The sequence below is a fragment of the Salinibacterium sp. TMP30 genome (assembly GCF_038397785.1).
Lineage (GTDB): Bacteria > Actinomycetota > Actinomycetes > Actinomycetales > Microbacteriaceae > Rhodoglobus.
In genome coordinates this window covers 2,146,103-2,170,817 of the sequence record NZ_CP151642.1, presented here as the reverse complement: position 1 = coordinate 2,170,817, position 24,715 = coordinate 2,146,103, and the positions used below count along the sequence as shown (strand labels likewise).

The 24,715-nt window shown below is 60.0% G+C and carries 25 protein-coding genes and 1 tRNA gene; 17 read left to right on the top strand and 9 right to left on the bottom strand.

Annotated elements, in window-relative coordinates; translation table 11 throughout:
• Positions 1–39 precede the first annotated feature (39 nt).
• From AADH44_RS10555 to AADH44_RS10545, 3 genes are read left to right on the top strand one after another with little or no spacing between them, the layout of a single operon-like run.
• A complete protein-coding gene (locus tag AADH44_RS10555; protein ID WP_341952764.1) occupies positions 40–960 on the top strand; it encodes an aldose 1-epimerase family protein in 921 nt (306 codons plus the stop codon).
• Positions 957–2,030 carry a VIT1/CCC1 family protein gene (locus tag AADH44_RS10550; protein WP_341952763.1) on the top strand — a complete coding sequence of 358 codons (1,074 nt, stop codon included), beginning with the start codon at positions 957–959 and terminating at the stop codon, positions 2,028–2,030. The genes AADH44_RS10555 and AADH44_RS10550 overlap by 4 nt, the downstream gene beginning before the upstream one ends.
• 39 nt (positions 2,031–2,069) lie before the next feature.
• Entirely contained in the window at positions 2,070–2,636 is a 567-nt protein-coding gene (locus AADH44_RS10545) for a cysteine hydrolase family protein (RefSeq protein WP_341952762.1), read from the top strand.
• Here AADH44_RS10545 and AADH44_RS10540 read toward each other — a convergent pair.
• Positions 2,633–2,839 carry a PLDc N-terminal domain-containing protein gene (locus AADH44_RS10540; RefSeq protein WP_341952761.1) on the bottom strand — a complete coding sequence of 69 codons (207 nt, stop codon included), beginning with the start codon at positions 2,837–2,839 and terminating at the stop codon, positions 2,633–2,635. The two genes, AADH44_RS10545 and AADH44_RS10540, sit on opposite strands and share 4 nt — an antisense overlap.
• Before the next feature lie 184 nt (positions 2,840–3,023).
• On the opposite strand from AADH44_RS10540, the gene AADH44_RS10535 reads away from it, so the two are divergent.
• On the top strand, positions 3,024–4,586 hold the full coding sequence (locus AADH44_RS10535; protein ID WP_341952760.1) for a stealth family protein: 1,563 nt from the start codon (positions 3,024–3,026) through the stop codon (positions 4,584–4,586).
• 70 nt (positions 4,587–4,656) lie between these two features.
• Here AADH44_RS10535 and AADH44_RS10530 read toward each other — a convergent pair whose 3' ends face one another.
• The gene (locus AADH44_RS10530; RefSeq protein WP_341952759.1) at positions 4,657–5,574 is read right to left on the bottom strand and encodes a phosphodiesterase; all 918 of its coding nucleotides are present in this window, start codon (positions 5,572–5,574) and stop codon (positions 4,657–4,659) included.
• A 245-nt stretch (positions 5,575–5,819) separates the two neighbouring features.
• Here AADH44_RS10530 and AADH44_RS10525 point away from each other — a divergent pair, with 245 nt between their 5' ends.
• Positions 5,820–6,728 (top strand): nuclease-related domain-containing protein, encoded by a 909-nt coding sequence (locus AADH44_RS10525; protein ID WP_341952758.1) that lies wholly within the window; start codon positions 5,820–5,822, stop codon positions 6,726–6,728.
• 33 nt (positions 6,729–6,761) lie between these two features.
• Here the strand turns inward: AADH44_RS10525 and AADH44_RS10520 are convergent, their stop codons facing one another.
• Both AADH44_RS10520 and AADH44_RS10515 read right to left on the bottom strand, forming a co-directional pair.
• Complete coding sequence (locus AADH44_RS10520; RefSeq protein WP_341952757.1) at positions 6,762–7,616, bottom strand: NAD(P)-dependent oxidoreductase; 855 nt, start codon at positions 7,614–7,616, stop codon at positions 6,762–6,764.
• A 223-nt stretch (positions 7,617–7,839) separates the two neighbouring features.
• Positions 7,840–9,264, bottom strand: a complete 1,425-nt coding sequence (locus tag AADH44_RS10515) for a PucR family transcriptional regulator (protein ID WP_341952756.1) — start codon at positions 9,262–9,264, stop codon at positions 7,840–7,842.
• Between the two features lie 182 nt (positions 9,265–9,446).
• Between AADH44_RS10515 and AADH44_RS10510 the strand changes: the two genes are divergently transcribed.
• From AADH44_RS10510 to AADH44_RS10490, 5 genes are all read left to right on the top strand, one after another.
• Positions 9,447–10,961: an amino acid permease gene (locus tag AADH44_RS10510; RefSeq protein ID WP_341952755.1), complete on the top strand. Its 1,515-nt coding sequence runs from the start codon at positions 9,447–9,449 to the stop codon at positions 10,959–10,961.
• Complete coding sequence (locus AADH44_RS10505; protein WP_341952754.1) at positions 10,958–11,668, top strand: SDR family oxidoreductase; 711 nt, start codon at positions 10,958–10,960, stop codon at positions 11,666–11,668. The genes AADH44_RS10510 and AADH44_RS10505 overlap by 4 nt, the downstream gene beginning before the upstream one ends.
• Positions 11,668–12,453 carry an SDR family oxidoreductase gene (locus tag AADH44_RS10500; protein ID WP_341952753.1) on the top strand — a complete coding sequence of 262 codons (786 nt, stop codon included), beginning with the start codon at positions 11,668–11,670 and terminating at the stop codon, positions 12,451–12,453. The genes AADH44_RS10505 and AADH44_RS10500 overlap by 1 nt, the downstream gene beginning before the upstream one ends.
• Positions 12,454–12,517: 64 nt before the next feature.
• A complete protein-coding gene (gene speB, locus AADH44_RS10495; protein ID WP_341952752.1) occupies positions 12,518–13,489 on the top strand; it encodes an agmatinase in 972 nt (323 codons plus the stop codon).
• Complete coding sequence (locus AADH44_RS10490; RefSeq protein WP_341952751.1) at positions 13,486–14,352, top strand: polysaccharide deacetylase; 867 nt, start codon at positions 13,486–13,488, stop codon at positions 14,350–14,352. The genes speB and AADH44_RS10490 overlap by 4 nt, the downstream gene beginning before the upstream one ends.
• A 218-nt stretch (positions 14,353–14,570) precedes the next feature.
• Here the strand turns inward: AADH44_RS10490 and AADH44_RS10485 are convergent.
• Positions 14,571–14,643: transfer RNA gene (locus tag AADH44_RS10485), tRNA-Lys, on the bottom strand.
• A gap of 25 nt (positions 14,644–14,668) precedes the next feature.
• On the opposite strand from AADH44_RS10485, the gene AADH44_RS10480 reads away from it, so the two are divergent.
• On the top strand, positions 14,669–15,298 hold the full coding sequence (locus AADH44_RS10480) for a DNA-directed RNA polymerase subunit beta (protein ID WP_341952750.1): 630 nt from the start codon (positions 14,669–14,671) through the stop codon (positions 15,296–15,298).
• A gap of 52 nt (positions 15,299–15,350) precedes the next feature.
• On the opposite strand, the gene AADH44_RS10475 is transcribed toward AADH44_RS10480, so the two are convergent.
• From AADH44_RS10475 to AADH44_RS10460, 4 genes are read right to left on the bottom strand one after another with little or no spacing between them, the layout of a single operon-like run.
• Positions 15,351–16,157 (bottom strand): ABC transporter permease subunit, encoded by an 807-nt coding sequence (locus AADH44_RS10475; RefSeq protein ID WP_341952749.1) that lies wholly within the window; start codon positions 16,155–16,157, stop codon positions 15,351–15,353.
• Positions 16,154–17,071: an ABC transporter permease gene (locus tag AADH44_RS10470; RefSeq protein WP_341952747.1), complete on the bottom strand. Its 918-nt coding sequence runs from the start codon at positions 17,069–17,071 to the stop codon at positions 16,154–16,156. The genes AADH44_RS10475 and AADH44_RS10470 overlap by 4 nt, the downstream gene beginning before the upstream one ends.
• A gap of 2 nt (positions 17,072–17,073) precedes the next feature.
• Complete coding sequence (locus AADH44_RS10465) at positions 17,074–18,255, bottom strand: ABC transporter ATP-binding protein (protein ID WP_341952746.1); 1,182 nt, start codon at positions 18,253–18,255, stop codon at positions 17,074–17,076.
• Positions 18,255–19,466 (bottom strand): spermidine/putrescine ABC transporter substrate-binding protein, encoded by a 1,212-nt coding sequence (locus AADH44_RS10460; RefSeq protein WP_341952745.1) that lies wholly within the window; start codon positions 19,464–19,466, stop codon positions 18,255–18,257. Before AADH44_RS10460 ends, AADH44_RS10465 begins: the two co-directional genes overlap by 1 nt.
• Before the next feature lie 609 nt (positions 19,467–20,075).
• On the opposite strand from AADH44_RS10460, the gene AADH44_RS10455 reads away from it, so the two are divergent.
• The 6 genes from AADH44_RS10455 (at position 20,076) to AADH44_RS10430 (ending at position 24,679) form a co-directional block, all read left to right on the top strand.
• Entirely contained in the window at positions 20,076–20,684 is a 609-nt protein-coding gene (locus AADH44_RS10455) for a sigma-70 family RNA polymerase sigma factor (RefSeq protein ID WP_341952744.1), read from the top strand.
• On the top strand, positions 20,681–21,481 hold the full coding sequence (locus AADH44_RS10450) for an anti-sigma factor (RefSeq protein WP_341952743.1): 801 nt from the start codon (positions 20,681–20,683) through the stop codon (positions 21,479–21,481). The genes AADH44_RS10455 and AADH44_RS10450 overlap by 4 nt, the downstream gene beginning before the upstream one ends.
• 51 nt (positions 21,482–21,532) lie before the next feature.
• On the top strand, positions 21,533–22,135 hold the full coding sequence (locus AADH44_RS10445; protein ID WP_341952742.1) for a hypothetical protein: 603 nt from the start codon (positions 21,533–21,535) through the stop codon (positions 22,133–22,135).
• Positions 22,136–22,248: 113 nt separating this feature from the next.
• A complete protein-coding gene (locus AADH44_RS10440) occupies positions 22,249–22,827 on the top strand; it encodes a copper resistance CopC family protein (RefSeq protein ID WP_341952741.1) in 579 nt (192 codons plus the stop codon).
• Between the two features lie 7 nt (positions 22,828–22,834).
• The gene (locus AADH44_RS10435; protein WP_341952740.1) at positions 22,835–23,404 is read left to right on the top strand and encodes a copper chaperone PCu(A)C; all 570 of its coding nucleotides are present in this window, start codon (positions 22,835–22,837) and stop codon (positions 23,402–23,404) included.
• Complete coding sequence (locus AADH44_RS10430) at positions 23,405–24,679, top strand: Dyp-type peroxidase (protein ID WP_341952739.1); 1,275 nt, start codon at positions 23,405–23,407, stop codon at positions 24,677–24,679.
• The last annotated feature ends 36 nt before the right edge of the window (positions 24,680–24,715 follow it).

Genomic DNA, 24,715 nt, shown 5'->3' with positions numbered 1-24,715 from the left:
GCTTTCTGGTTGAGAGTTCTGCGCCGGTAGGCTGTTGCGGTGAGCGTACCTACCGGAACCCAGTACATCATTACTCGTGCCACCGATCAGGGCGAGGCGCGAGCAACCGTTACGGAACTCGCGGCGTCGCTGCGGGAGTTCAGCATTGGCGATGTTGAGCTGGTGGAATCGTACGCCGAAACCGCGATGCCTCCCTTCGCTGACGGCATCGTTTTGGTTCCGTGGCCCAACCGTGTTGATGGCGGGCAATGGACCCTCAATGGCGAGGTTCAGCAGCTCGATATCACTGAGGGCGACCGCAATAACGCCATCCATGGTTTGCTGCGCAACACCGGCTACTCGCTCATCGAGCGCACCCCGCAGTCGGTGACGTTGGGTGCCACGGTGTTCCCGCAGCATGGCTACCCCTTCCACGTGCACACAACGGTGCGTTACCAACTTGTGGAGAGTGGTTTGCGGGTCACCCATACCGCAACGAACCTTTCGGATGCCGCAGCCCCCTATGCGCTCGGAACCCACCCCTTTGTGAAGGTTGGCGACACGCCCATCGCGGAGCTCACGCTCACAATGACCGCCGCCACCCGCTTCGAGTCGAATGAGCGCCTCATCCCCACCGGTGAGGTTGCGGTTGCGGGCACCGATTTCGACCTCAGCGGTGGGCGCCCGGTCGGTGAGCTCGATCTCGATACCGCCTTTGGGGGTGTTGAGGTAGTGAACGGTGTTGCCGCTCGCCTCACCGCGCCCGACGGTCGCGAGCTTCGACTGACGGTTGATGAGAATTTCGACTTTGTTCAGGTTTTCACCCCCCGCAACTTTCCGACTCTTTCCGGCGTCGGGCAGGCAATTGCCATTGAACCGATGACGGGCGCACCAAACGCCTTCAACACGGGTCGTGGACTGCTGTGGCTCGAGCCGGGCGCAGAGTTCTCCGCGAGTTGGGGACTCGAGTTCTCCGCATGAGTTCCACTCCTGACAGCAGACAACCCAGCCAGCGCGATGTGCGCCGGTGGCGACGCTATCTTGCCGCCGAGCGTGCCGAAGCCGCCGTCTATCGTGATCTGGCATCCCGTCGCACGGGGGAAGAACGTGAAATCCTCCTCGCGCTTGCGACCGCAGAAAAGCGCCACGAAGATCACTGGTTGAGGCTGCTGGGAGATCGCGCAGGTCGACAGCTGCCCACTGACCCGCGCACGCGCCTGCTGGGGTTCTTGGCACGCCGCTTTGGTTCCGTCTTTGTGCTTGCCCTAGCGCAGCGCGCCGAATCCCGGTCACCGTATGTGGATGACGCGGACGCGACCGACACGATGGCCGCCGACGAGGCTGTGCATGAGGAAGTTGTTCGGGCGCTTGCCACTCGGGGGCGCCAACGGCTCTCGGGCACCTTTCGCGCCGCAGTGTTTGGAGCCAACGACGGGCTCGTCTCCAACCTCGCCCTCGTGCTGGGCATGAGCGCGGCCGGCCTACCCACTGCGGTAGTGCTGCTCACCGGTCTTGCTGGGCTGCTCGCGGGCGCACTCTCGATGGCGGCAGGCGAATACGTCTCGGTGCGATCTCAGCTCGAACTGGAGAATGCCGCTGTTCACGGGCCCATCGCCACAGACTCAGTCACACATCTCGATGTTGACGAAAACGAACTGGCTCTCGTGTACCGCGCTCGCGGAATGGGCGAAAACGAAGCTGAGCTGCATGCCGCAGAAGTGTTGGCGGGCAGGAACGCTCAATCGGAGTCGGCAACGCTCGTGCACAATCCGATTGGTTCGGCGCTGGGCGCCGCCATCTCAAGTTTTGCGTTCTTTGCTTCTGGTGCGGTGATCCCTGTGCTGCCGTACCTCTTCGGTGCTGAAGGTTTGACGGCGGTGTTTATCGCCGCCGGGCTCGTCGGTGTGGCACTGCTTATTACCGGCGCGATCGTCGGACTGCTCTCGGGCGCATCGCCGCTGAAGCGGGCACTTCGTCAACTGGCCATTGGCTACGGTGCCGCTGCGGCCACCTACCTCCTGGGGTTACTATTCGGGGTAAGTGTCGGCTAGTTCGATTGCGTGTTCGACGAGAGGGAAGTGGAGGCCGCAATGACGACAGCATTGATCGTGGTGGATGTTCAACGAGGCTTCGACAACGCCGATTATTGGGGCCAGCGAAACAACCCTGAGTGCGACTCCAACATCGGTATGCTGATCGGCCACTGGCGTCGCGAGGGCTGGCCGATCGTCTACGTTCGCCACGATTCCGCCGATGTGGCTTCGCCGTTACATCCGAGTTCTCCCGGAAATGAGTTCAAGGAGCTGCTGTCTGGCACGCCCGAACTTCTGGTAGTGAAGACGGTGAACTCCAGCTTTCATGGCAGCCCCGACCTCGATGCATGGCTGCGAGCATCCGGAATCACCTCAATCGCAATCTGCGGAATCACCACAAACCACTGCTGCGAAACCACGGCGCGGGTGGGCGGCAATCTTGGTTATGACGTGACGTTTGTGTTGGATGCCACCCACACCTTCGACCGTATCGGCCCGTATGGCGAAGAGGTGGCGGCCGACGAACTCTCGACAATCACGGGCGTGAATCTGCACGAGGAGTTTGCGCAGATCGTGTCGACCCGTGACCTGTTGGGCGCTGCCCCCGAAGGATCCGACGTCTAGAGCACAGCGCTGTTGCGACCCACAGCGAACCAGATGAGCGAGCCGATGAATGGTGCGATCAGAATAACGATCAGCCAGAGCAGCTTGGTGTTGGTCGGCATCGTGGAATTGAAGACCTGCATGAGGGCAACGACGATCAGCGCGAGATAGGCAACGACCGCGAGGATCGGGATGATCCCCCAGAGGATGGAGAAGTCAGACATGAGAGCCTCCTAGATAGCTGACTCCAGCGTACCGAGTATGACTCAGTAACCGTGACCTCGATCTGTGAGTTGCGGGGCGCAATCCGGCCGATTCTCAGTGGTTCAGGCTATTCTGAGAAAAGCTAACGGCACGCCGATTTTCGGTCGCTGGGCACCTCAGCCAAGCTTTAACGATGGGGCCCCCATGATTGACCATGTTTCTTCCCCCGCGGTGGTGAACCGCGACGATGTTGTTTTACACGATGGACTGCTCGCACTGAGCAATAACATTCTGACGCCGCGTGACGCTGCGCGCGAAGATGTGCTGTTTATTCGCCGTGTGCTCGACGATGCGGGCATCCGATTCCTGCTCGTGCGGGGAGATGGTGAAACGCCAGTGCTGGCAGTCGACTGGAAAGATCGCAAGGCGCTCGGCTTTGCCCTGGTTGCTGCCTGCCAGAATGAGCCTTTCTATGTGAAGCCTGCTCGCATCAAGGAGAACGGCAAGCCCTTTGCTTCGGATGCCCGCGATAGCCCCGTGCTTGTGGCGGATGGTGTTCTCACGTCAGCGGTCAAGGCGAAAGCGATGACGCTGTTCCGTCCGCGCGTTGAGCCTGCGGGCCGTCTTCGCTTTGATGCGCCGTTTGGTGTGCGTTTGGAGTTGTGGGAGCACGTGCGCGATGAGGTTGTCGCCCCCAACCCCAACGCGTTGATGCGCCGGTGGCTGCCGCGAAGTGAAGCGATCGATGACACCGTCGAGTTTTACGGTCAGTCGTGGCCTACCCTGCGCGGAATGTTTGATCCGTTGGCAAGCGACATCCTCTTCGACATCGACATCGTCTTCTCGTGGGTTGATGGTGCTGAGCTGGAATGGCAAAAAGCGCGCGCTGCCCGCATGGCTAACTTTGTTGTTGGTGAGGGCGACGACTCTGAGGCACGCTTTAGGCAGCTGGATGAGCTGAAGTACGCGCTGCGGTCGGTGTACTTGTTCGCGCCATGGGTTCGCAATATCTACATTGCGACTGACTCGCCGCGTCCCGCATGGTTGGCCGAGCATCCGCGGGTCACTTTGATGCGCAGTGAAGACTTCTTTGCCAATCACGACGATTTACCGACCCACAATTCGCATGCAATCGAGAGCCAGTTGCACAACATTCCGGGCTTGAGTGAGCACTTCTTGTATTCCAATGACGACATGTTCTTTGGTCGTTCGGTAAGCCCTGATGCGTTCTTTACTCCTGGTGGTGTTTCGAAGTTCATTGAGGCGCGTACCCGCATCGGGTTGGGCGAGAGCAGCATTGAGCGTTCGGGGTTCGAGAATGCGGCCCGAGTGAATCGCCGTCTGCTGCAGGAGAAGTTTGGCGCCACGATCACCCGTCACTTGGAGCACGCAGCAACCCCGCTGCGCATTTCGGTGCTGAAGGAACTCGAGCGGGAGTTTCCGGAAGATTTTGCGCGCACGAGTGCGAGTGCTTTCCGCCAGGCGACAGACATTTCGGTCACGAATTCTCTGTATCACTATTACGCGCTGCTGACCGGCAAAGCGATGGTGCAGGTGGATGCCAAGGTCAAGTATGTTGACACGACGTCGCTTGAGGGGCTGCGAAAGATGCGGTCAATGTTGCGCAAACGCTCGAGCGATTTCTACTGCCTCAACGACGGTAGTTTCCCGGAAGTTTCGGCGGAGGATCGTGCTGCCGCTGTTCGTTCATTCCTCGACGAGTATTACCCGATCGCGGCACCGTGGGAGCTGCCCGAAGCCGAGTAGTTGGTGCGTCAGTGCGTGCGGGTGCTCGCGCGCCTGCCCGTTTGGGCCTTTGGGTGTTCGCGCGCCCGTGTTAGACGGAGATCGTGCTAGGTACGACGTGCGCATTGGTGGCGGGGGCGATGGTGATACCTTCCCTCGCCAGAATCATTGCTGTCTGTTCGGGGGTCACGTAGGCGAGACTCTCGTAGTCGCCGAGGGGCACAACCGAGTGCAGCACGGTTTCGTCGTACACGTGGATCAGGTTGAACGATTGCGCGCCATCCCGGCTGCGACTGCCAGCCAACGCAACGTTCAGATCTTGGGTGTAGCAGGTTGCTGAGGCGACGGACACGGGGATTCCGGCGAACGTTGCGGTGGTCGAGTAGTGCAGGTGGCCGGCAATGATGCTGCGGATGTCGCTGCCGCGAATCACTGCAGCCAGATCTTTCTGTGCCCGCAGTTCAACGGTCACGGCAAGGTCAAGCATGCTGGGCACGGGTGGGTGGTGCATGGCGAGGATGGTGCCGTGGGGTGCCGGGGCGGCGAGCACATTCTGCAGCCACAGCAGCTGAGCATCCGAAAGGTGTCCGTAGTGGTGGCCGGGCACGGTGGAGTCGAGGGTGATGATGCGCAACCCGTTGATGTCGATGACGCGATCGATGGGTGCTTCGCTTGCGGGCTCATCGAGCAGCGCTGTTGCGAAGGTGCTGCGGTCGTCGTGGTTGCCCATGACCCACACAACTTGTGCGCCGAGTCGTTCGGCGGCGGGCTCTACGATTGCGCGCAACGACCGGTAGGCGTCGGGTTCGCCTTTGTCGGCAAGGTCTCCGGTGAAGATGATTGCTTCGGGTCGGGACCCGGATGCTTCGAGTTCCGAAAACAGTTTCTGTAGCTTCACCTCGCTATCGAGGGTGTTGTATAGCTTCTTTTCGCCCGCAAGAAAATGTGTGTCGCTCAGGTGCAACACAAAATGGTCGGGTCGTGGGTATTGCGACTCGTATCCGGTCATACGGGTAGTCCAGCACCTCAACATGGATGCGCGGTGAACATTTTGCGGCGCGTTGCGGCGTGTGCCCCGGTTTTAGGCGGCGGAATGCTCGAGTTGTAGCCCGATTTGGGGGCGTTTCCGCCAATGGCGGACACGAATTGGTCTAGCGCGGTGATTGAGTAGCCCTGTTGGGGGCTGCAGTGAGCGCGACAAATGAGTTAGCCTCGAATTGAGTTCGCTCGGGGGAGCGTTTTTTGGGGAGACGAATGATCGACAATTCTGTGAGCACGCAACCGGCTGCTCCCGTTGCGGTGACAGTACCAGCGTTGCCTGCGGAGTCAGCGCCCGTGCCAGTGCAGGCGCCGTTTCCGGGCACGCTGGAGGACCGCCCCGCTGCATATTCTGTGATCGCTGAGCTCTTGCGTGTGCAAGCGGATGTCGCGCCACGCAGCACCGTTCGGCGCGTATTCGGTGCGAGCCCGTTGCAGGCTGATGCCGAAAGCTGGTTCTCTGGCGCACATGGCGAACTGAAGGTGGGGGAGCTGCTCTCGCGCCTCGGCTCAGAGTGGAGGGTGCTGCACGCTGTTCCCGTCGGCACGGGCGATAGCGATATCGACCATGTGGTGTTCGGCCCGGCTGGTGTGTTCACGATCAACACGAAACGTCACCGCGGTCAGAAAATCTGGGTTGGGGAACGCATGCTGATGGTTGCGGGCCACAAGACTGACCATTTGCGTAACTCGCGCTATGAGGCGAAACGCGCTGCGAAGCTGCTCACCGCCGCGACGGGTATTCCAGTCGAAGTGCACCCCATCTTGGCGATTGTCGATCCGGCGTCGTTCACGGTCAAGCGGCGCCCGAACGACGTGAGCATCATGGTTGCTCGTGAACTTCCTCGGTGGCTCAAGCGCCGCAAGCCTGTGCTCGACGCCGAAACCGTGCAGCGTATCTCAGTCGCCGCCGTTGACTCGCGCACCTGGCACCGCACCGCGAACCTCACGATTGACCCCGCCTACCTCGAGCGTTTCTCTGCGCTCGATCGCGAGGTAAGCCAAGCGAGGATTGTGAGGCTGCTCTGGGGCGTCGTCGTGGTCATCGCCCTAGGTTTCGTGGCAGTCGCGTATTTGCTCCCAACGCTGACGGCCACGTTGGTCGCGGCTATCACCGGGGCTTGATCTAGCGCAACACCTAACCGGATCAGCCTGGAGCTAGTCCCGCCAGCTGTGCTGCGGCACCCACCCAAGCAACCGCTCGGCTTTGGCCGTTGACGTGAGTGAGGTGTTCACGCCGAGCTCTCCGCGAACCTCAACGTCGGGGAATAACTCGGCCACCAGCTCCGCATTCGGCCGCGACATGACGGTGTCGGCGGCGAAGATGTTGAAGACGTCATACCCGGGGCGGGAGGTTTCCAGAGCCAAACGGATGGCGTTGGCGCCGTCGCGGGCGTCGATGTAACCCCAGAGGTTCCAGGACCGCTGCCGAGCATCCGCATCGAAGCTCGGGAACTCGGCATAGTCGGCGGGGTCCATCACGTTAGAGAAGCGCAGCGCGGTGACGCTGAGTTCGCTATCCCAGCGCACAAACTTTTGCGCCATCTGCTCCTCAAGATGCTTCACCATCGAATAGGTCGACTCGGGGCGGGTCTCATACTCCTCATCGAGCGGGATGTACGGCGGGGGAGTCTCGAACGGCAGGCCCAGCACCGTCTCACTCGACGCATACGCGATAGTGCGGATGCCCAACCGCTTGCACGCCTGGAACACATTGAACGTGGCGTTCATGTTGTTGTGGAACGTCGCCACATCTGACCACAGGCCGGGAGCAGGGATCGCCCCGAGGTGGGCAACGGCATCCACACCCTCATGACGGTCATTGACGCCGGCGAGAGCATCAACCACCTGGCCGTAATCGGTGAGATCGACATAGGTGAACTGGGTGCGGTCAGGACCAGCCATATCGAGCACCGTCACCGTGTGCCCGGCAGCACGCAGGCCAGAAACCGTGGCGCGGCCCAGCTTGCCGTTGCCGCCCGTGACGGCGATACGAAGTGGAGTGGATGACATGGTGGGCTCCTTTGTTTAGTGCGGACTTACTCGTTTACACCTCTCGATCGTGCCACTTTCGTGTGGAAAAATTCGCCACATAAGCATCAGTACCTTCGACGCAAGCGGTACGGGGCTAGTTTTCTTATAGTGCGAGAGGGGCTGCTGAAGCTCTAGCTGGCATCCACAAGAGTCGCCGACCACGTTGGCCCTGTTCGCACCAGGAGGTATTTATCTCCGTGAACTACGGATTATGTCGGCTCGACCTGTCGAAGGCCCACAGCGCGATAGCGAGGGAGGCCCGGTCGTTGTCTTCCAAAGGGTTTCGCCCGACCACGGCTGCGATCCGTCCTAGTCGATGGCGGACCGTATTGACGTGCAGGTACTGGTCGGCAGCTGTCGCTTGGAGCGATCCTTGCTTCTCGATGAACGTGCGTAAAGTCGCCAGTAGCTGGGTTCCGCGGCGAGCGTCGTGCTCCAGCAATGGTCGGATAAGTTGATCGATGAAGGGGAGGAGTCGCACAGGCGGTTGTTGCTCTAAGAGCCCGGTGAGGCTGGTAAGGCTTTCCGGGCCGGCAACCTTCCCGTGACGGCGCGCGAGACGAAGCGTCGCGCGGGCTTCTCCGATTCCCCGCGCAATTTGGGACACGTCGACCGGGCTTCCGTGCCCGGATACCAAACCGAGGTCGTTGGCTGTGTTGTACACGGACTCAGGGCTGGTCGTAACGACAAAAGTGGCTTCGGGTGCGTCTGCAATCAATGTGCCGGGCAAGTGTGCCGAGAGTAGTTGCGCTGTCTCCGCCGGCCAGGCGGAGATCGTAAGGGATTTCCCGATGAGGCCTGCTTTTTGCAGCTCTGGCATAAGGGCAGCAGAGTCAGCCAACCCCTCGGCGACCAAAGCGAAAAGTTGCCCAATGCGTTGACGATCCTGCTTGTCATGGTCAGCCTTCTCGTGTCTAGCGATCTCGAGAATTCGGCCGATCTGTCTGAGCAGGTCGGCATCGGGCGGGGTAGATTGGCCCCGCCAAGCTAGGAGGTTGCCTTCCGCAGTCGTTACGGAGGTTGGCTCGGTTCCATCGTCGAACGATGCGCCGGAGACAGCGGTCGGCGGCTCGGTTGCAGTGTTTGCAACTTCGAAAGCCAATGCACCTCCCATGGCATCAGCAGAAACGCTCAGGATGTCCTCGAGCGGCGCATTATCGCGAAGAGCCGTTAGCAGTCTGCCGACCAGTTCCGCATTTCGCTGGCTGCTGCCGGCTTGAGCCCGAACGCGCGCGTCAGCGAGCACATCATTGATCGCCATGAAGGGAATTCCGTGTGCCATTTCGATGAGGGGCACGGACAGTCTGCGGCATTCCGCAATCAACGCCCGGGGGATTTGAGTGTGCACTTCGCCGATCCCAAGGCAGATGCCAGCCGAGCCGGTCGCGTGGACCGCTTCGACCAACCGCGCACAACTGGCGGCGTTCAGTAGCGCCGACCCGACCGTGCAGACTAGTTCTGATCCGCGCAGATGCGGCCTCGGGTCGGTCATTTCTGTGGCGTGTGCCCAACTGACAACACGGGAGAGCGCCCACTCGGATCCAACGACGAAGCGAAGTTCGAGCTCGTCAACTTCAACTAACTCTGCGAGTTCCAGACCGAACGCCAGAACGGTAGATTTGGTCACTACTACGATCCTCAGCTCAAAATATCGGGGAAAATCTCCAAAAACGCGGATTTGGCTGCATTGCTTTGTAGCTTCCCACAATATCACGCGCTCGTCCCGGTGGTTCTGCCGAAGTTGCGGTGGAAAGTGGCGGTCACTTCGGAAATCAATCCATAATTGCGAGAGTCAAAGGAGACCACACCATGACCCACACAGATACGGTCGTTGCAGCTGAAGGCGTCACGCTAAAACGAGACTTCACGCTCTTTTCATCTTTTGCGTTCGGCTTCGCATTCATCTCGCCGATCGTTGCGCTGTACGGGATTTTCGGAGTTGCCCTCTCGACCGCTGGCCCATCCTTCTGGTGGGGATTTCTCATCGTCTTTGGCGGCCAGATCCTCATAGCCCTCGTCTTCGCTATGTTGGTTTCGCGCTGGCCGATAGAGGGATCGATTTACCAATGGTCCGCTCGTCTCGGCGGCAAGGCATTTGGCTGGTTCGCCGGCTGGGCATACATGTGGACACTGCTGATCGCGATGGCAACTGTCGCGATAGCCGCGGCCGGTTTTATCGCCAACGTCGCCGGTATCGAGAACCCCACCGGTATTGATAAGGCATGGATTGCCTTGGTGGTTCTGGTGCTTGGAACGATAGTCAATCTCGCCGGACGGATAGTGTTGAAGGTCTTCATGATCGCCAGTATCGTGGCTGAAATTATCGGCTCGCTTGGCCTCGGCACCTGGCTTCTGCTATTCCACCAGCAAAACTCCCTCAGTGTCCTCTTCGATGGCAGCGCGGGGCTCGCACCGGGCACGGATTACTTATCCCTTAGTGGTCCGTTCCTTCTCGCGATGGTGTTCATTGGCTTCTCCTTCGTCGGATTCGAGAGTGCCGGAGCGATTGCCGAGGAGGTCAGTGAGCCGCGCAAGAATCTCCCTAAGGCCATCCTTTTCGCGCTTATCTTTATTGCTGTTGTTGTCATGTACACGAGCTTGGCCATCATCCTCGCAGTCCCGGATCTTGATGCTGTCCGCAGCGGCAGCGTCGCTGACCCGGTGAACTTCACTCTGACGTCGCAGCTTGGCAGCCAGATCGCGAAGCCCGTTGAGATCCTCTTTATCATCGGCTTCCTGGCCAGCTTTTTGGCCCTGCAAACCTCTGCCTCGCGAATGATCTGGTCGTTCGCGCGGGATCGCGCATTACCGGCCTCGAAGGTGCTGTCCAAGCTGAGTCAGAAACAGCGCCAGCCGGTGGGGCCCTTGTTGATCACAATGGTCGTCGGTGGCGCTTTGTTCCTCCTGAGCAACGTTGCTGAAAACGTCTACACTCTAATGCTGAATTTTACATCGGGTGGATTCTTCGTCTCGTTCCTTTTCCCGCTCGTCGGATTCGTTGTCGTGAATCTCCGCGGTCGCTGGCGTGCCGGCCCGTTCTCTCTCGGAAAGGCAACCCTTCCCATTGCGCTGGTCGCGCTGACCTGGGCTACCTTTGAATTCCTCAATATCGCTTGGCCGCGACCCGTGTACGAAGAGCCTTTTCTTGATTGGTCAATTTGGATCGCCATCGCCGTCCTGACCGGCGTAGGAACGCTGATTTACCAGTATGTACATAAGCGAATTCCCGTCGTGACCGGGTTGGAGTACCACATGCCCGATGACGTCCTGGCTCCAGCGGACCTCCCGGAAGAACTCCCGGAGAAGGAGTTGAAAAGGTCATGAGCGATGACTCATCGACACGGAAGGTGGCCATCGTGACTGGCGCAGCCGGAGGCATCGGGGCTGCGGCTGCAGCGGAACTAGAGTCTCGTGGGTGGATCGTTGCGGGGTTCGATCTGAGGCCCTCCCCGCAGTGCTTCTTCGACGCGTGCGTCGACATGTCAGATCCGGAAGAGGTCAAGGCCGCGGTCGTTCGTGTCGAACGGGAACTCGGGCCGATTGCCGCGGCCGTTTCGGCTGCGGGCTACTACGAAATGATGCCCGTGTCTGATATCACGCTCGACCACTGGCGACGGATGCTCGCGGTCCACGTCGGCGGATTCGTCAACCTGAGTCGCGCAGTGATGTCCGGAATGATAGCTGCCGGTAGCGGATCGATTGTGGCCATCGCGAGCGAGCTGGCCATCGGCGGTGGATCGCACGACGCCCACTACGCGGCTGCCAAGGGCGCGATGTTAGGCCTCGTACGGAGCCTCGCCGCGGAATCTGCACCCAGCGGGATCAGGGTCAACGCCGTCGCGCCAGGCCCAACGGACACGCCACTACTGGCTGCCGATTCGCCGTGGCGTGAGCCCGAGTATCTTGCCACTCTTCCCTTGGGCAGGCTGTCGTCGCCCGAAGAGGTCGCGATCTGCATTGCATTCCTTCTTGATGAGGGAACGTTCTGCATCGGGGAAACCCTCAACCCCAATGCTGGAGCGGTGATCTGATGCCCGAGCGAATTGGTGGTGTTTACCCCAATCTGGAAGGCAAGGTCGTCCTCGTCACCGGTGCTGCCCAAGGCATGGGAGCGATGCACGCCCGCCGGCTTTTCGCTTCGGGTGCCACATTGGCGGTAAACGACAGGGAGACCTCGGCCGAGCTCGAAGCTCTCGCCACAGAGCTGTCAGGGCTGGCCGTGCCGGGGGACGTTTCGGACCCGGATCAGGTTCGTGCGATTGTGCAGCGGGTCGAAAAAGAAATTGGCACGGTTGACGTCCTAGTGGCCAACCACGCTTTCATGAGCATGGGGCCACTCGTGGATGCCGACCTCGCGGACTGGTGGAAAGTCATGGACACCAATCTTGGCGGCACCTTCCATCTCATCCAAGCTGTCCTGCCTGGGATGAGACGTCGAGGAGCCGGACGAATCGTGGTCATATCTAGCGAGTGGGGCGTCACGGGCTGGCCGAATGCGACGGCCTACTCTGCATCGAAGGCTGGCCTAATCTCGCTTGTCAAGACGCTAGGCCGCGAACTGGCCCCGGAGGGCATCATCGTGAATGCGGTCGCACCTGGAGTAACTGATACCGCTCAGCTCGAGGTTGATGCCCGAAGTGCCGGGATCTCACTGGACGAGATGCGGACGATTTATGCCAGCACCATTCCCTTGGGCCGGATTGGCACACCGTCCGAAATCGCCGCGGCAGTTGCACTGCTGTGCGATTTCCGGCTTTCCGCAATCATCGGCCAAGTGGTACAGGTCAACGGCGGTTCCACGAGAGGGCGGGCGTGAGCGTGCCACCGATCCCAGGATTCTCAATCCTTCACGCTTCAAAGCACAGAGAAAGCAGCACGTCATGACCACTCCTGACTTCAGCGCCCAAAGGACGCCGGTGGGCCAAGCGGACGGCCAGAAATCCCCGCGCTACGCCGGCCTGACCACTTTCGCTCGGCTGCCTCGGGTCGAAGACGTGCCGGACTATGACGTGGCGGTCGTGGGGATCCCCTTCGACGCTGGGGTCACGTACCGTCCCGGTGCACGCTTCGGCCCCTCGGCGATTCGCGAAGCCTCTCGCCTGCTCCGTCCCTACAATCCCGCCCTCGACTCGATGCCCTTCGAGGACGCACAGGTGGTTGATGCGGGCGACATCGCATGCAATCCGTTCGACATTGTGGAGGCGCTCGGGGAAATCGAGGTGGGGCTTGCGGCGCTCATGGCCGAAGGCCGCCTCGTTTTGGCCCTCGGCGGCGACCACACCGTCGCCCTCCCAGCGTTGCGGGTGGCGCACGCTCTGCACGGTCCTGTCGCCCTAGTGCATTTCGACGCACACCTCGACACTTGGGACACTTACTTTGGGGCGCCGTACACGCATGGCACCCCTTTCCGCCGAGCCTCGGAGGAAGGGCTGATCCGCAAGGACAGGTCGGCCCATGTGGGAATCCGTGGCTCACTGTACGACCCGGCGGATCTGACTGATGACGAAAAAATGGGCTTCACAATCGTGCACTGTCGCGACTTCGACCGTATTGGAGTCGACGGCATTCTAGAGCGAGTTCTGGATCGGGTCGGCGATGCTCCCGTCTATATCTCGATCGACATCGATGTTCTAGACCCGGCCTTCGCTCCCGCCACTGGCACACCGGAAGCCGGCGGTATGACAAGTCGGGAACTCCTCGCGGTGTTGAGGGGTTTCCGCAACACGAAGATCGTCGGCGCCGACATTGTCGAGGTATCACCGGCCTACGACCACGCTGCTATCACTGCCGTGGCGGCCGCGAATCTTGGCTATGAGCTGATTACAATCATGTCCGCGCAGCACCGCGAATGACTGCCGCGGGGCCCATCACGTGGCCGAACGGGAAACAGTCCGCAGCGGCGTTCACTTTCGACGTGGATGCGGAGTCGGCCGTGCTCTGGAACGCACCAGAAAACGCTGACCGGATGAGTGTGATGAGCCACCAAGCCTACGGCCCGCTCGTGGGCGTACCCCGCTTGCTGCGGATGCTCGACCATCACCAAATACGGTCCACCTTCTTCGTCCCGGGGTACACCGCACACCGATATCCCGGAGTTGTCAGGGACATCGCCAAGGCCGGCCACGAAATTGCACACCACGGCTATCTGCACGAGCAGCCGAGCGTCGTTGATCTCGCCAGCCAAATCGACAATCTCGATCGGGGATTGGACGCGCTCGCCGAGGTAGCCGGGGTGCGACCAGTTGGCTATCGGGCACCGATGTGGGATCTTTCTTGGCAAACTCCTGCGCTTCTGGCCGAGCGCGGATTTCTCTACGACTCAAGCCTGATGGACGCCGATGTTCCTTACGAGCTTTCGATCGTGCCAGGTTCAACCGAGTCGATCGTCGAGATTCCCATTCAGTGGGCTTTAGATGACTGGGAGCAGTATTGCTTCCTCCCTGACATTTCAGGCAGCGGGCTGATCGAAACAGCGACTAAGGCCCGAGAACTCTGGACTAGCGAATTCGAGGGGCTCCACGACGCGGGTGGATGCTGGGTGCTGACGAATCATCCCTTCCTCTCCGGCCGACCGGGGAGAGCCAAGCAGCTAGGCGAGCTCATGGCCGAGGTTAAGGCCACCCCGGGAGTGTGGGTGGCGTCTCTCGAAGAAATCGCGCAGCACACCCGCGAGATCGGGCTTGCACCGCGGTCAATAGTCCGGCCGGAGCGCTAGCCGGAACTCTAGCCTCTGCGAAGGTAGGTAGACCGAAACCTCTCCTCTGCCGTGCTCCGGAGTCGCGGGTGTGGACGCGTTGTCTGCCCTCGAAGTGGTGTCGCCTAAGCGAGATAGGGGATTTGCGCATGGTTGGGAACAATGAGAATTGTGGATAGCGCATATGCCTCTGGAACTGCATCCGAAAGCTAAAGCTGTCTTTTCGACAAAGAAAAATGTGGGCCCGCCGGGACTCGAACCCGGGACCCGCGGATTAAAAGTCCGATGCTCTACCAACTGAGCTACAGGCCCTACATGTTAAGCGTACCGTGATCTTATGGTAGAAAATTTCCATAAGCCCACGCAGTACTCGACAGATAAGTTTGACACATTTGAGGGCGGTCAAGATCCCGCCCAAATAATGCGCGCAGCCCACGATACAGCCCACGCGCTCATCGAAGGTGCACGCAATGCGCAAGATCCTGCCGTGCTTGACCGCATCGTCGCGTACACCGATGAACACGGCATCGATGCGCTCGCCGAACTGTGGTCGCGATCGAGCCCCAGGAGCCTGCCGGGTGCCCTCTGGCGCATCTACCTACTGCGTGCCGTCATCCAACAGGATGCCGTGGGCACCAGCCTGCTCTTTCAGCGCGGCATCGACACCCTCCGCACCATTGACGCGGCAGTCACAGGCGCCGTCAACCCCACCGGGCCCGCAGAAATCAAAGACTTGGCCGACCAAATATTGCGTGGGGTATTTCGCGGCGACTTTGGGGTGGCCCTCGATCGGGCAGCATCATTCAGCCGCATTCTGGCGTCAGGTGCGGGCAGTATCGCCGACGATCAAGAACTACTGAACCCGGAACGAGCCAGCGAACTCACTACCCGCGCCGACCGCTACTCCCGCACCGCAGATGAATTCTCAACCTGCGCCAAAATGTTCAGGGCCGGAACGCTCGACTAACGTTCTCGACTAACCTCCTTGGCTAACAAAGAGCATCCGTGCGTCGCTCGACCTAGTTCATCTTGGCGAGACGCTTAGCGCGGGCAGCGCCAGACACCTGCACGCTCACCACAATAACCAGCGCCAGAATGAACACCGCTGAAGCAACCACGTTCGCCTCGGCGGGAATGCCTCGAGCCGCCGAAATCCAGATGTACTTAGGGAACGTTGTCACATTGCCAGAGTTAAAGTTCGTGATGATGAAGTCATCGAACGACAACGCGAACGAGAGCAGGGCTGCAGCGAGAATTCCGGGAAGCAACAGGGGGAAAGTGATGCGCATAAATACTTGAAGCGCCGACCCGTAAAGGTCTCGACCGGCCTCCTCAAGGGCCGGATCCAGCGTCGCCACGCGGGCCTTCACGGCAACCACCACAAAGCTGATGCTAAACATCGTGTGGGCGAGGATGATCGTCGTCATGTCCTTGGGCACGCCGATCGACAGGAACTGTGCGGCGAGTCCGGCGCCGAGTACGACTTCCGGAGTCGCCATCGGAAGAAAGAGAAACAGGCTCAGTTGTGAGCGGAACTTGAAACGGTAGCGCACCATCGCGATAGCGATCATGGTGCCGAGCGTGGTCGCCGCTACCGTCGCCACCACCGCGATGAAGATGCTGTTGCCGAAGGCCTCGCACACAGCACCATTCTGCACGTTGCAGACGTTGAGCCACTTGTCGAAAGTGAAACCCCGCCATGTGATGTTCGATTTGAGGGAGTCGTTGAAGCTGTAGACGAAGGTGTAGCCGATAGGAATCATCAGGATCAGCAGCGCAAGCGCGGTGTAAACGGGCAGTACCCATTTGCCAATGGAGAGTTTCACAGAAGCTCCTCCGTTCCGGATCTCTTCACGTAGATACTTACCATTACGAGAATTGCTGTCATCAGAATGATGGAGAGAGCTGCTCCCGCGGGATAGTTTTGGAGCACCAAAAAGTTCGCCTCAATGACGTTTCCCATCATTTGGGTGCCGGTGCCACCGAGAAACTCTCGGCTCGCATTGATGTAGTCGCCCGCTGCCGGGATGAACGTCAGAAGGGTTCCCGCCACGATGCCTGGCATGGAGAGCGGGGTAGTGATCTTGCGGAATACGTGGAACGGGCTGGCATAAAGGTCACTACCTGCTTCGAGGTAGCGAACATCGAGGCGTTCCAAAGTCGTATACAGCGGCAACGTCATGAACGGGATGAAGTTGTACGTGAGGCCGAAGATTACCGAGAAAGCGGTTCCGGTGACGTGTGCGTCGGGCGCAAGTAACGACATGGCTTTGAGCGAAGTCACGAGGAATGATTCATCGGAGAAGAGCTGCTTCCACGCCAGAGTACGCAGTAGAAAGCTGATGAAAAATGGCGCGATAATCAACACCAGAGCAAGGCTCTGCACCAGAGGCCAGCGCCTAGCCTTGACTCCAATAAAGTACGCCAGTGGGTAACTGATGATCAGAGCGAAGAACGTGGCGGTAATCGCGTAGCCGAACGAACGAATAATGTGCGGCCAGTAAGCAGTGACGACGTCAACGTAGTTCTCCCAGCGGAACGCGTAGCTAAATTGGCCGAAGTCGCCGAACTCTGACGGCGCTTTTAGCGAAGTCAGCAAAAGCGACACCAGCGGCGTCAGAAAGAAGAGAACCAGATAGAGGATGCCGGGGAGCAGGAGAAGCAGCGCTACCGGACTCTTCTTGCGGGAAGTATCAGCTGCAGCGGGGGCAGTCGATGAAGAGAATGCAGCGAAAGCCATCGCTATGCACCCTCTAGACGGTGCTGCGCAGCGATAGTGCGAGTGTCGAGATCAGGCGCGAACCGCGGTGCATCCGCCGGGTCGTCGTCAAGGCCGAAACCGTGGTCCATGGTCCAGCTGACCCACACCTCGTCTCCTTCATGAACGTCAGAGCCGAACGTCATGTTCTGAGCGAAAACGACGAGCGTGCCGGCGCCGGGAACCTCGACCAAGTATTGGGTGCTCACTCCGCTGAACGAGACGTCGATTACCCGACCTGGGCCCATCACGTTGACATCCGCATTGTGGGCGGGTTTACTGCGGTGCAGGGTCAGCTTCTCGGGGCGAACGCCGATCGTAACCTCGCCGGTGGTGCGATGAGCCCGGTCGATCGGTACGGTGATCGCGTGGCCCGCCACGTCGACGGAGACCCCTGTGCTCGTCGTACCGAGGACAGGTCCGGTGAACAGGTTCGACTGGCCGAGAAAATTCGCCACAAACGACGTCCGCGGCAGTTCATAGAGTTCCTGTGGGGCGCCCATCTGCTCAATGCGACCCTTGTTCATGACCGCAATCGTGTCGGCCATAGTCATGGCCTCCTCCTGGTCGTGAGTCACATGCAAGAAAGTGAGGCCGACATCCTCTTGGATCGTTTTGAGTTCGAGTTGCATCTGGCGACGCAGTTTGAGGTCGAGCGCACCGAGCGGTTCATCAAGGAGCAGCAACGCTGGGCGGTTGACGATGGCGCGGGCCAGCGCCACCCGCTGCTGCTGCCCGCCTGAAAGCTGCTGGGGTCTGCGGCTAGCCAAATGGTCAAGCTCGACAAGTCGCAGCATCTCGTGGGCCTTGTCGAGTGGGTCGGCCATCTTGCGGCGGCGCAGGCCGAAAGCAACATTTTCCAGCACGGTCATGTGGGGAAAGAGGGCATAGCTTTGGAACACCGTATTGACCGGACGTTGCGACGACTTCTGGTTGGTCACATCTTTACCGCCGAGCAGGATCCGCCCCGCTGTCGGAGCTTCGAGACCGGCCACGAGCCGCAACGTAGTCGTCTTTCCGCACCCAGACGGCCCCAGCAGGGCGAAGAACGAGCCTGCTGGGATGGTGAGGTTGAGGTCTTCAATTGCGGTGAATCCAGGGAATCGTTTATGGATTCCCACCAGTTCAAGGTCAGCGCCACTCTCGGCGAAGGTGTCAATCCCCATCAGACTGCGCCGAGGAGGACGCTCTGGAACGCGGTGTTGTACTTCTGCTCCTCTGAGTTGTCTAGCCCGCGGAAGACGAAAGCGTTCGACAACGTTTGCTCATCAGGAAAGATGAGATTGTTGTTTGCAAGTTCAGGGTCAATGGCCGCTGCTGCTTCTTTGGCTCCGACAACCGGGGTGATGTAGTTCACGTAGGCGGCAACCTCGGCGGCGACTGCAGGATCGTAGTAGTAGTTGATCATTTCTTCCACGTTTGACTTCGCGCTGCTACCGATCGGGACCATGAAGTTGTCATTCCATAGGGTTCCGCCAGCATCGGGAACAACGAAGTCCCACTTGTCGCCATTCTCGGCATTGAGCTGAACGATGTCGCCCGACCACACGATCGCGGCGAGGGTGTCCTCGTTGACGAGGTCCTCTTTGTACGCGTTGCCCTTGATGTTACGGATCTGACCGTCGGAAACCTGCTTCGAGAACTCATCAATCGCGGCGTTGAACTCGTCATCGCCCCACTTTCCAGAGATATCAACACCCTGGTCGAGCATGATGAGGCCCATTGTGTCGCGCATCTCGGAGAGTACACCGACGCGGCCCTTGAGCTCGGGCTTCCAGAGGTCCTGAACGGACTTGATCCCGTTGGGCAGCTGCTCCTTGTTCCAAGCAATGCCAGCGAAACCACCCTGCCACGGGACGCTCATCTCGCGACCCGGATCGAAGTCGACGTCTTGTAGCGACGGCAATAGGTTGTCGAGATTGGGCATCTTCGCGCGGTCAAGCTTCTGGGTGTAGCCAAAGCGGATTAAGCGAGCGACCATCCAGTCGGTGAGGCAGACAACATCTGCCCCAATGTCTTTGCCGAGCGAGAGCTGATCTTTCACCTTGGCGTAGTACGTGTTGTTGTCGTCGACCGCTTCCGTGTACTCGACGTTGATGCCGGTCTGAGCTTCAAAGGCCTCAATAGTGGGGTAGCCGCCCGCGTCATCTACGTCGACATACAGCGCCCAGTTGTCCCAGCGAACCTTCTTGTTGGTGGCACTCTCGTCGGGAGCCGCGGTCAATTCGCCAGTTCCCGTAGAGCAGGCGGCGAGCGCGAGCCCGGTTGCGCCGGCAGCGGCTCCGGTAAGCAGTGTGCGTCGACCGATCTGAGCGTTTTGCGCATGGCGGATCAGCTCGCGGATCATTGGATCAGTGGGTAACGGCTTGGACTTCATTGGAGGTTCTCCCAGCTTTTCGACACTCACGTGGTCAGCTACGCAGCCTTGCGCGGCAGACTGATAATCGCACAAATGGCCCGAAAAAACACTACAAAGTGCTGAAAAGGTTGCTATTGCAACCCGTTTGTCACGAAATCCGCACAAAACGGAAACAAATGCTCGCCAAACGGCCAGGCGGAGTCTCCCGATTGTCACGTAACGGGTTCCTACCGCGCCTCCCAAGCAGACAGTGACCGGTGCCGCTGGCTGAGAACGCACACAGCAAGCACTTTGCTAAGCTTTTTATCGCCGGGCCACAGTAACCCCGGGCTCCAATATTAGCCGCTTCGAGCGGCCTCGCGCCGAGAGGCGTTTCTGTGGCCCGGCATTTTTTGCGCCCACGCGGCGGCGATTATTCGCCCCTCGCGGAGTTCCTCACTCGTTCCCTCCGCAGTTCGAGCGACTTTCGTTAGTGCAGGCCGTGCACCGACCAAACCGATCGGGGCAGCGCACCGAATTACCGACCAGTGAAAGCAACTGGCGAAACCCATCGCTAGCCCCGCATCCACTGCCTGAAACTTCGCTACTGAACCACAAATCTGCGATGAAGGATCAGAGGAACCTGTCATGCTGGTAGTTATGTCTCGTGAAGCTGATGTCAGCGCGCACCCCGAAGATCCGGGAGCGTCTGTCTCGACCCCACAAGATCTGCTCGAGCGTGTCGCCACCGGTGACCAAGCCGCATTCAGCGAGCTCTACGACCAACTGGCCCCCCGAGTTTTCGGACTCGTCAAGAGGCTCCTGCGCGACCATTCGCAATCTGAAGAAGTGACGCAAGAAATTTTTCTTGAGATTTGGCAAACCGCAACCCGATTCGATGCGAATAAGGGGGCCGCCGTGAGCTGGATTCTCACCATGGCGCACCGCCGAAGTGTTGACCGTGTGCGCTCCTCGCAGTCGTCCCGCGACCGCGATGTGCGCATCGGCATCCGTGATCACAACCCGGACTACGATCACGTTTCAGAAACCATAGAAGTCCGACTCGAACACGAAAGGGTAGAGAAGGCCATGTCCCGACTGACAGAACTCCAGCGCCAAGCTGTCTCCCTTGCGTATTACGGCGGCTATAGCCACAGTGAGGTGGCGACCATGCTCAAGGTTCCTGTCGGCACTGTCAAAACCCGACTACGTGATGGAATGATCCGCCTACGCGACGAATTGGGGGTGGCATCATGACCGCCCGCAACGACGACCTCGCAGCACAATCCGGTGCCTACGCACTCAACGCCCTCACCGAAGAGGAGCGCGCAGCGTTCGAAGCGCACCTCGCGAAATCTGGTGAAACCCGCACCGAAACCACAGAACTTTCTGACACCGCCGTAGCTCTCGGCATGGCCATTGACCCGGTCACACCACCGCCCGCGCTCAAAGCCAACCTCATGGCAATGATTGCGCAGACCCCTCAGCTTCCTCGCGAAGTCGAGACCGTGGATGACGCAGCCACCGCTTCGGCACAGCAGCCGACATCATCCGCCGAGGCCAAGGCTCAGGCGCGTTGGTTCACTCGCCCCGCTACCGCACTCGCAGCAGTCGCCGCGGCGATTGCCCTGATCGTCGCCGGAGGCGTTGTTGCTGACTCCATCGGCCGCACGTCGCTTCAGGAGACAAGCTTCGCAGCCCAACAGGCCGACCAGCTTGTAGCCATCAACGCGGCAAGCGACTCACAGAGACTCGTCTCAACGGTCACCGGTGGCGCCACAGCCACGTTTGTGTGGTCACAGGAACTCAGTTCCTCTGTCGTCATCTTTGATGGGCTTGAGCAGCTTTCCGCTGACCAGGTGTACGCACTGTGGTACATCGACAGTGCCGGTGCCCGCCCAGCCGGTCTCATGAACGCATCCGAAGACGGAACGACCTGGCGTGTGCTCGAAGGTGAAATGGCCCCCGGCGATGTTGTCGGTGTCACGATCGAACCCAAGGGCGGATCGGATGCGCCAACCACCGAGCCGATAGTCGTCTTCGAGAGCGCCTAAACTAAGAGCGAGCCTCCATCGCGGAGAAGCGCACACACTAGGGGAGCGATCATGGTCAGCAGGGGAACCCAAGTTCTCCGTGGCTTGTTGATTGCTGCCTTCTCGGTATTCGTCGCTGTGCTCGCGCACGTCTTCGGCGGCGGCAACGCCCCCAGCGGGGTCGCTCTGGCTCTCGCTCTGGCCTTCGCCACACTCGTCAGCATCCCCCTCGTCGGCAAACGGATGTCGCTGCCGCGAGTAGCAATCGCCGTCACCATCGCCCAAACCTTCTTCCATACCGTGTTCGCCGTCATCGGCAATGCCGGCAATGTCATCGCCTCCAGCACCGGACACCACGATGTTGCCTTCACTGTTGCGACGGGCGCCGTCAACCACGGTGCACACGGGGCGGTACCCATGACGGCCGGGCACGCTATCGCTGCCGTCGTCACCATTGTTGCGTTGCGCCAAGGCGTCGCAGCCCTCAACGCAATTGTTGCGAGTGCACGCCGCCAGATTCGGCGCGTGCTGGTCTCAGGCGTCGCACCCGTCAGCATCCGTCGTGCACCCGCCACCCTGGTCTTGCACTGGGGCGCGATCGCCGAAACTCTTCACTCATTACGTTCTGTTGTCAGCAGACGAGGGCCACCGATCGCAGCAGCGGTCTTCTCCTAACCCTCTCCGCAGTTCGATGGCAGAAAGTCATCGGCTGTGCGGTCGTGCGTGCGCGCCGCCATTGGCGGTCGCCTCAGGCACCCCGCAATGACCACAGAAAGCTGACAACTCAGATGACGTTTTTGCGTACCTTCGCGCGGATCGTGGGGGCGGCCCTGCTTGCTGCTGTGCTCCTTGTGGGGGCGCCGCTGGCGGCATCCGCTCACGATCAGATCATTGGGCAGTTTCCGAACGAAAACGAGGTCGTCGAGGTTTCCCCCGACGCGATCACACTTGAGTTCACGGACGACCTTATGGATATCACCCAACTGGCAATGGTGGTGGATGCGGACGGCACCGACTGGGTGAGCGGCCCACTCCAAGTGGACCGCCGCACCGCCACACAGCCGCTGCTGCCGGAACTGCCCGAGGGCAGCTATCAGGTGCGGTGGCGTGTGGTCTCCAGCGATGGGCACCCGATTTCTGGTGTCTTCGAGTTTGCGGTCGGTCGCGAGACTCCCGGGGCGACGTTTGGTCTCGAGGAGTCAGCGGCGGAACAGGCAGACGCCGCCACATCATCCCCCGCAGACGGCTCAAGCGCACCAGTGCTGAGCCCACTGCTAGTTACCACCCTCATTGGTGCCGCAATTGGCATCGCCCTTTTTGCCGGAGCCATCGCCACGCGATGGTTCCTCACTCAACGAAAGAAGTAAGACACAGATGAACAACACACTCAACAAGTTCCGTATCCTTGCCGTGCTGGCGGCGGGTGCACTTGCGCTCACCGGATGCTCGACCACCGCATCAAGTGACGGAGATGACACTGCAGCTGTCGAATCCGCGGCAACCACGCTCACCACGAGCGACATGTGGGTAAAGGCTGTCGACGGCGGCATGACGGCGGCCTTTGGCATGATCGAGAACCCCACCGACCGCGACATCACGGTGGTCTCGGTATCCACGTCTGTTTCAGACATGACCGAGTTGCATGAGACAGTCGAAAACGATGCCGGCGAAATGGTGATGCGCCCCATCGATGGCGGCTTCGTGATTCCTGCAGGCGGATCGCTCATGCTCGAACCTGGCGGAAACCACATCATGATCATGGGTGTCACTGACCCGATTCTTGCGGGAGATGACGTGACGCTCACTCTCACACTCGATGACGGCAGCACCCTTGAGGTCACAGCGCCCGCTAAGGACTACTCCGGCGCCAACGAAAACTATGAGGGCGGCAGCGGCACGAACATGGATGGCGACATGGATGGCGACATGGAGATGAACGAATAATTGTCTGAACCACACGAGCCAGACAATTCGCGTGGACTCACGCGGCGGCACCTTCTCTGGGGAGGTGCCGCCGCGGCAGGCGCCGGCGCGGCCGGAGCTGCGGGCATTGCGTCGATCGCCGAAGCACCGTCAGTGGTCGCGCCGTCGGGCAGCACCGACGCCACTGCAGTGCACGATGCTGCTACTTTCACCCCACAGCCAGCCTTCGACGGCGCAGTGCCGTTCTACGGCGAGCATCAAGCGGGTATTGCCACCCCGGCTCAGTCACACGCGATATTTATCGCCTTTAATCTGCAGCCTGAGGTTGACGGGGCGGCATTGCGGCGCCTGATGATGGTGCTCACTGACGACGCAGCACGACTCACGGCGGGGCAACCAGCCCTCGCTGACTCAGAGCCCGAACTTGCGATCATCCCGGCTCAACTCACCGTCACGTTCGGCTTTGGTCCGCGGATCGTTGAACTCGCCGGCGCAAGCGGGCCTGAATGGTTGCGCCCGCTTCCGGCATTCGGCGTTGACCAACTCGATTCGGCCTATTGTGATGGTGATCTGTTGTTGCAGATCGCGGCGAATGATCCACTGACGGTCGCTCACGCAACCCGCATGCTGGTGAAGGATTCGCGCAGCTTTGCTGTTCCACGGTGGACGCAGAGCGGGTTTCGTCGTGCTGCTGGCGCCGAGAATCCGGCAACTACTATGCGCAACCTTTTCGGTCAGGTTGACGGTTCGGCAAACCCGGCTCCGGGCACTAGTGAGTTTGATGACACGGTGTGGAGCACCGATGTGCCGTCATGGTTGCAGGGTGGTACAAGTTTTGTGCTGCGCCGCATCGCCATGGATCTCGATGGCTGGGACAAGATCGACCGTCCGGGGCGCGAGGAGACCATCGGTCGCACTCTCAGCACAGGGGCACCGCTCACGGGCACAGCAGAAACTGACCTGCCCGACCTCGAAGCGAAGGATCGCCTAGGGTTCCCCGTGATCCCGGCGTTCGCGCATGTGCGTCGCGCCAAAGATGGTGCCCATGGAACGAAAATGTATCGTCGTGGCTACAACTACGACGACACGGTTTTCGCGGGCGATTCCAGTGTCTCGAACTCGGGTCTACTCTTTGCGAGTTTTCAGGCGGATGTCGATCGACAGTTCGTTCCCGTGCAGAAAGCTCTCGATACGCTCGACCTGCTCAACACGTGGACAACCCCGGTCGGCTCGGCAGTCTTCGCGATCCCTCCGGGTTGCCTCAAGGGCGGCTATATCGGAGACACCCTGTTTTAGTCTGCGCGAGCTCCGCATAAACAGAGTAGCCCCCGG

Coding starts and splice junctions, on each gene's coding strand:
- AADH44_RS10550 (WP_341952763.1), top strand. CDS start 957: ATGAGTTCCACTCCTGACAGCAGACAACCCAGCCAGCGCGATGTGCGC.
- AADH44_RS10545 (WP_341952762.1), top strand. CDS start 2,070: ATGACGACAGCATTGATCGTGGTGGATGTTCAACGAGGCTTCGACAAC.
- AADH44_RS10540 (WP_341952761.1), bottom strand. CDS start 2,839: ATGTCTGACTTCTCCATCCTCTGGGGGATCATCCCGATCCTCGCGGTC.
- AADH44_RS10535 (WP_341952760.1), top strand. CDS start 3,024: ATGATTGACCATGTTTCTTCCCCCGCGGTGGTGAACCGCGACGATGTT.
- AADH44_RS10530 (WP_341952759.1), bottom strand. CDS start 5,574: ATGACCGGATACGAGTCGCAATACCCACGACCCGACCATTTTGTGTTG.
- AADH44_RS10525 (WP_341952758.1), top strand. CDS start 5,820: ATGATCGACAATTCTGTGAGCACGCAACCGGCTGCTCCCGTTGCGGTG.
- AADH44_RS10520 (WP_341952757.1), bottom strand. CDS start 7,616: ATGTCATCCACTCCACTTCGTATCGCCGTCACGGGCGGCAACGGCAAG.
- AADH44_RS10510 (WP_341952755.1), top strand. CDS start 9,447: ATGACCCACACAGATACGGTCGTTGCAGCTGAAGGCGTCACGCTAAAA.
- AADH44_RS10505 (WP_341952754.1), top strand. CDS start 10,958: ATGAGCGATGACTCATCGACACGGAAGGTGGCCATCGTGACTGGCGCA.
- AADH44_RS10500 (WP_341952753.1), top strand. CDS start 11,668: ATGCCCGAGCGAATTGGTGGTGTTTACCCCAATCTGGAAGGCAAGGTC.
- speB (WP_341952752.1), top strand. CDS start 12,518: ATGACCACTCCTGACTTCAGCGCCCAAAGGACGCCGGTGGGCCAAGCG.
- AADH44_RS10490 (WP_341952751.1), top strand. CDS start 13,486: ATGACTGCCGCGGGGCCCATCACGTGGCCGAACGGGAAACAGTCCGCA.
- AADH44_RS10480 (WP_341952750.1), top strand. CDS start 14,669: ATGGTAGAAAATTTCCATAAGCCCACGCAGTACTCGACAGATAAGTTT.
- AADH44_RS10470 (WP_341952747.1), bottom strand. CDS start 17,071: ATGGCTTTCGCTGCATTCTCTTCATCGACTGCCCCCGCTGCAGCTGAT.
- AADH44_RS10465 (WP_341952746.1), bottom strand. CDS start 18,255: ATGGGGATTGACACCTTCGCCGAGAGTGGCGCTGACCTTGAACTGGTG.
- AADH44_RS10460 (WP_341952745.1), bottom strand. CDS start 19,466: ATGAAGTCCAAGCCGTTACCCACTGATCCAATGATCCGCGAGCTGATC.
- AADH44_RS10455 (WP_341952744.1), top strand. CDS start 20,076: ATGCTGGTAGTTATGTCTCGTGAAGCTGATGTCAGCGCGCACCCCGAA.
- AADH44_RS10450 (WP_341952743.1), top strand. CDS start 20,681: ATGACCGCCCGCAACGACGACCTCGCAGCACAATCCGGTGCCTACGCA.
- AADH44_RS10445 (WP_341952742.1), top strand. CDS start 21,533: ATGGTCAGCAGGGGAACCCAAGTTCTCCGTGGCTTGTTGATTGCTGCC.
- AADH44_RS10440 (WP_341952741.1), top strand. CDS start 22,249: ATGACGTTTTTGCGTACCTTCGCGCGGATCGTGGGGGCGGCCCTGCTT.
- AADH44_RS10435 (WP_341952740.1), top strand. CDS start 22,835: ATGAACAACACACTCAACAAGTTCCGTATCCTTGCCGTGCTGGCGGCG.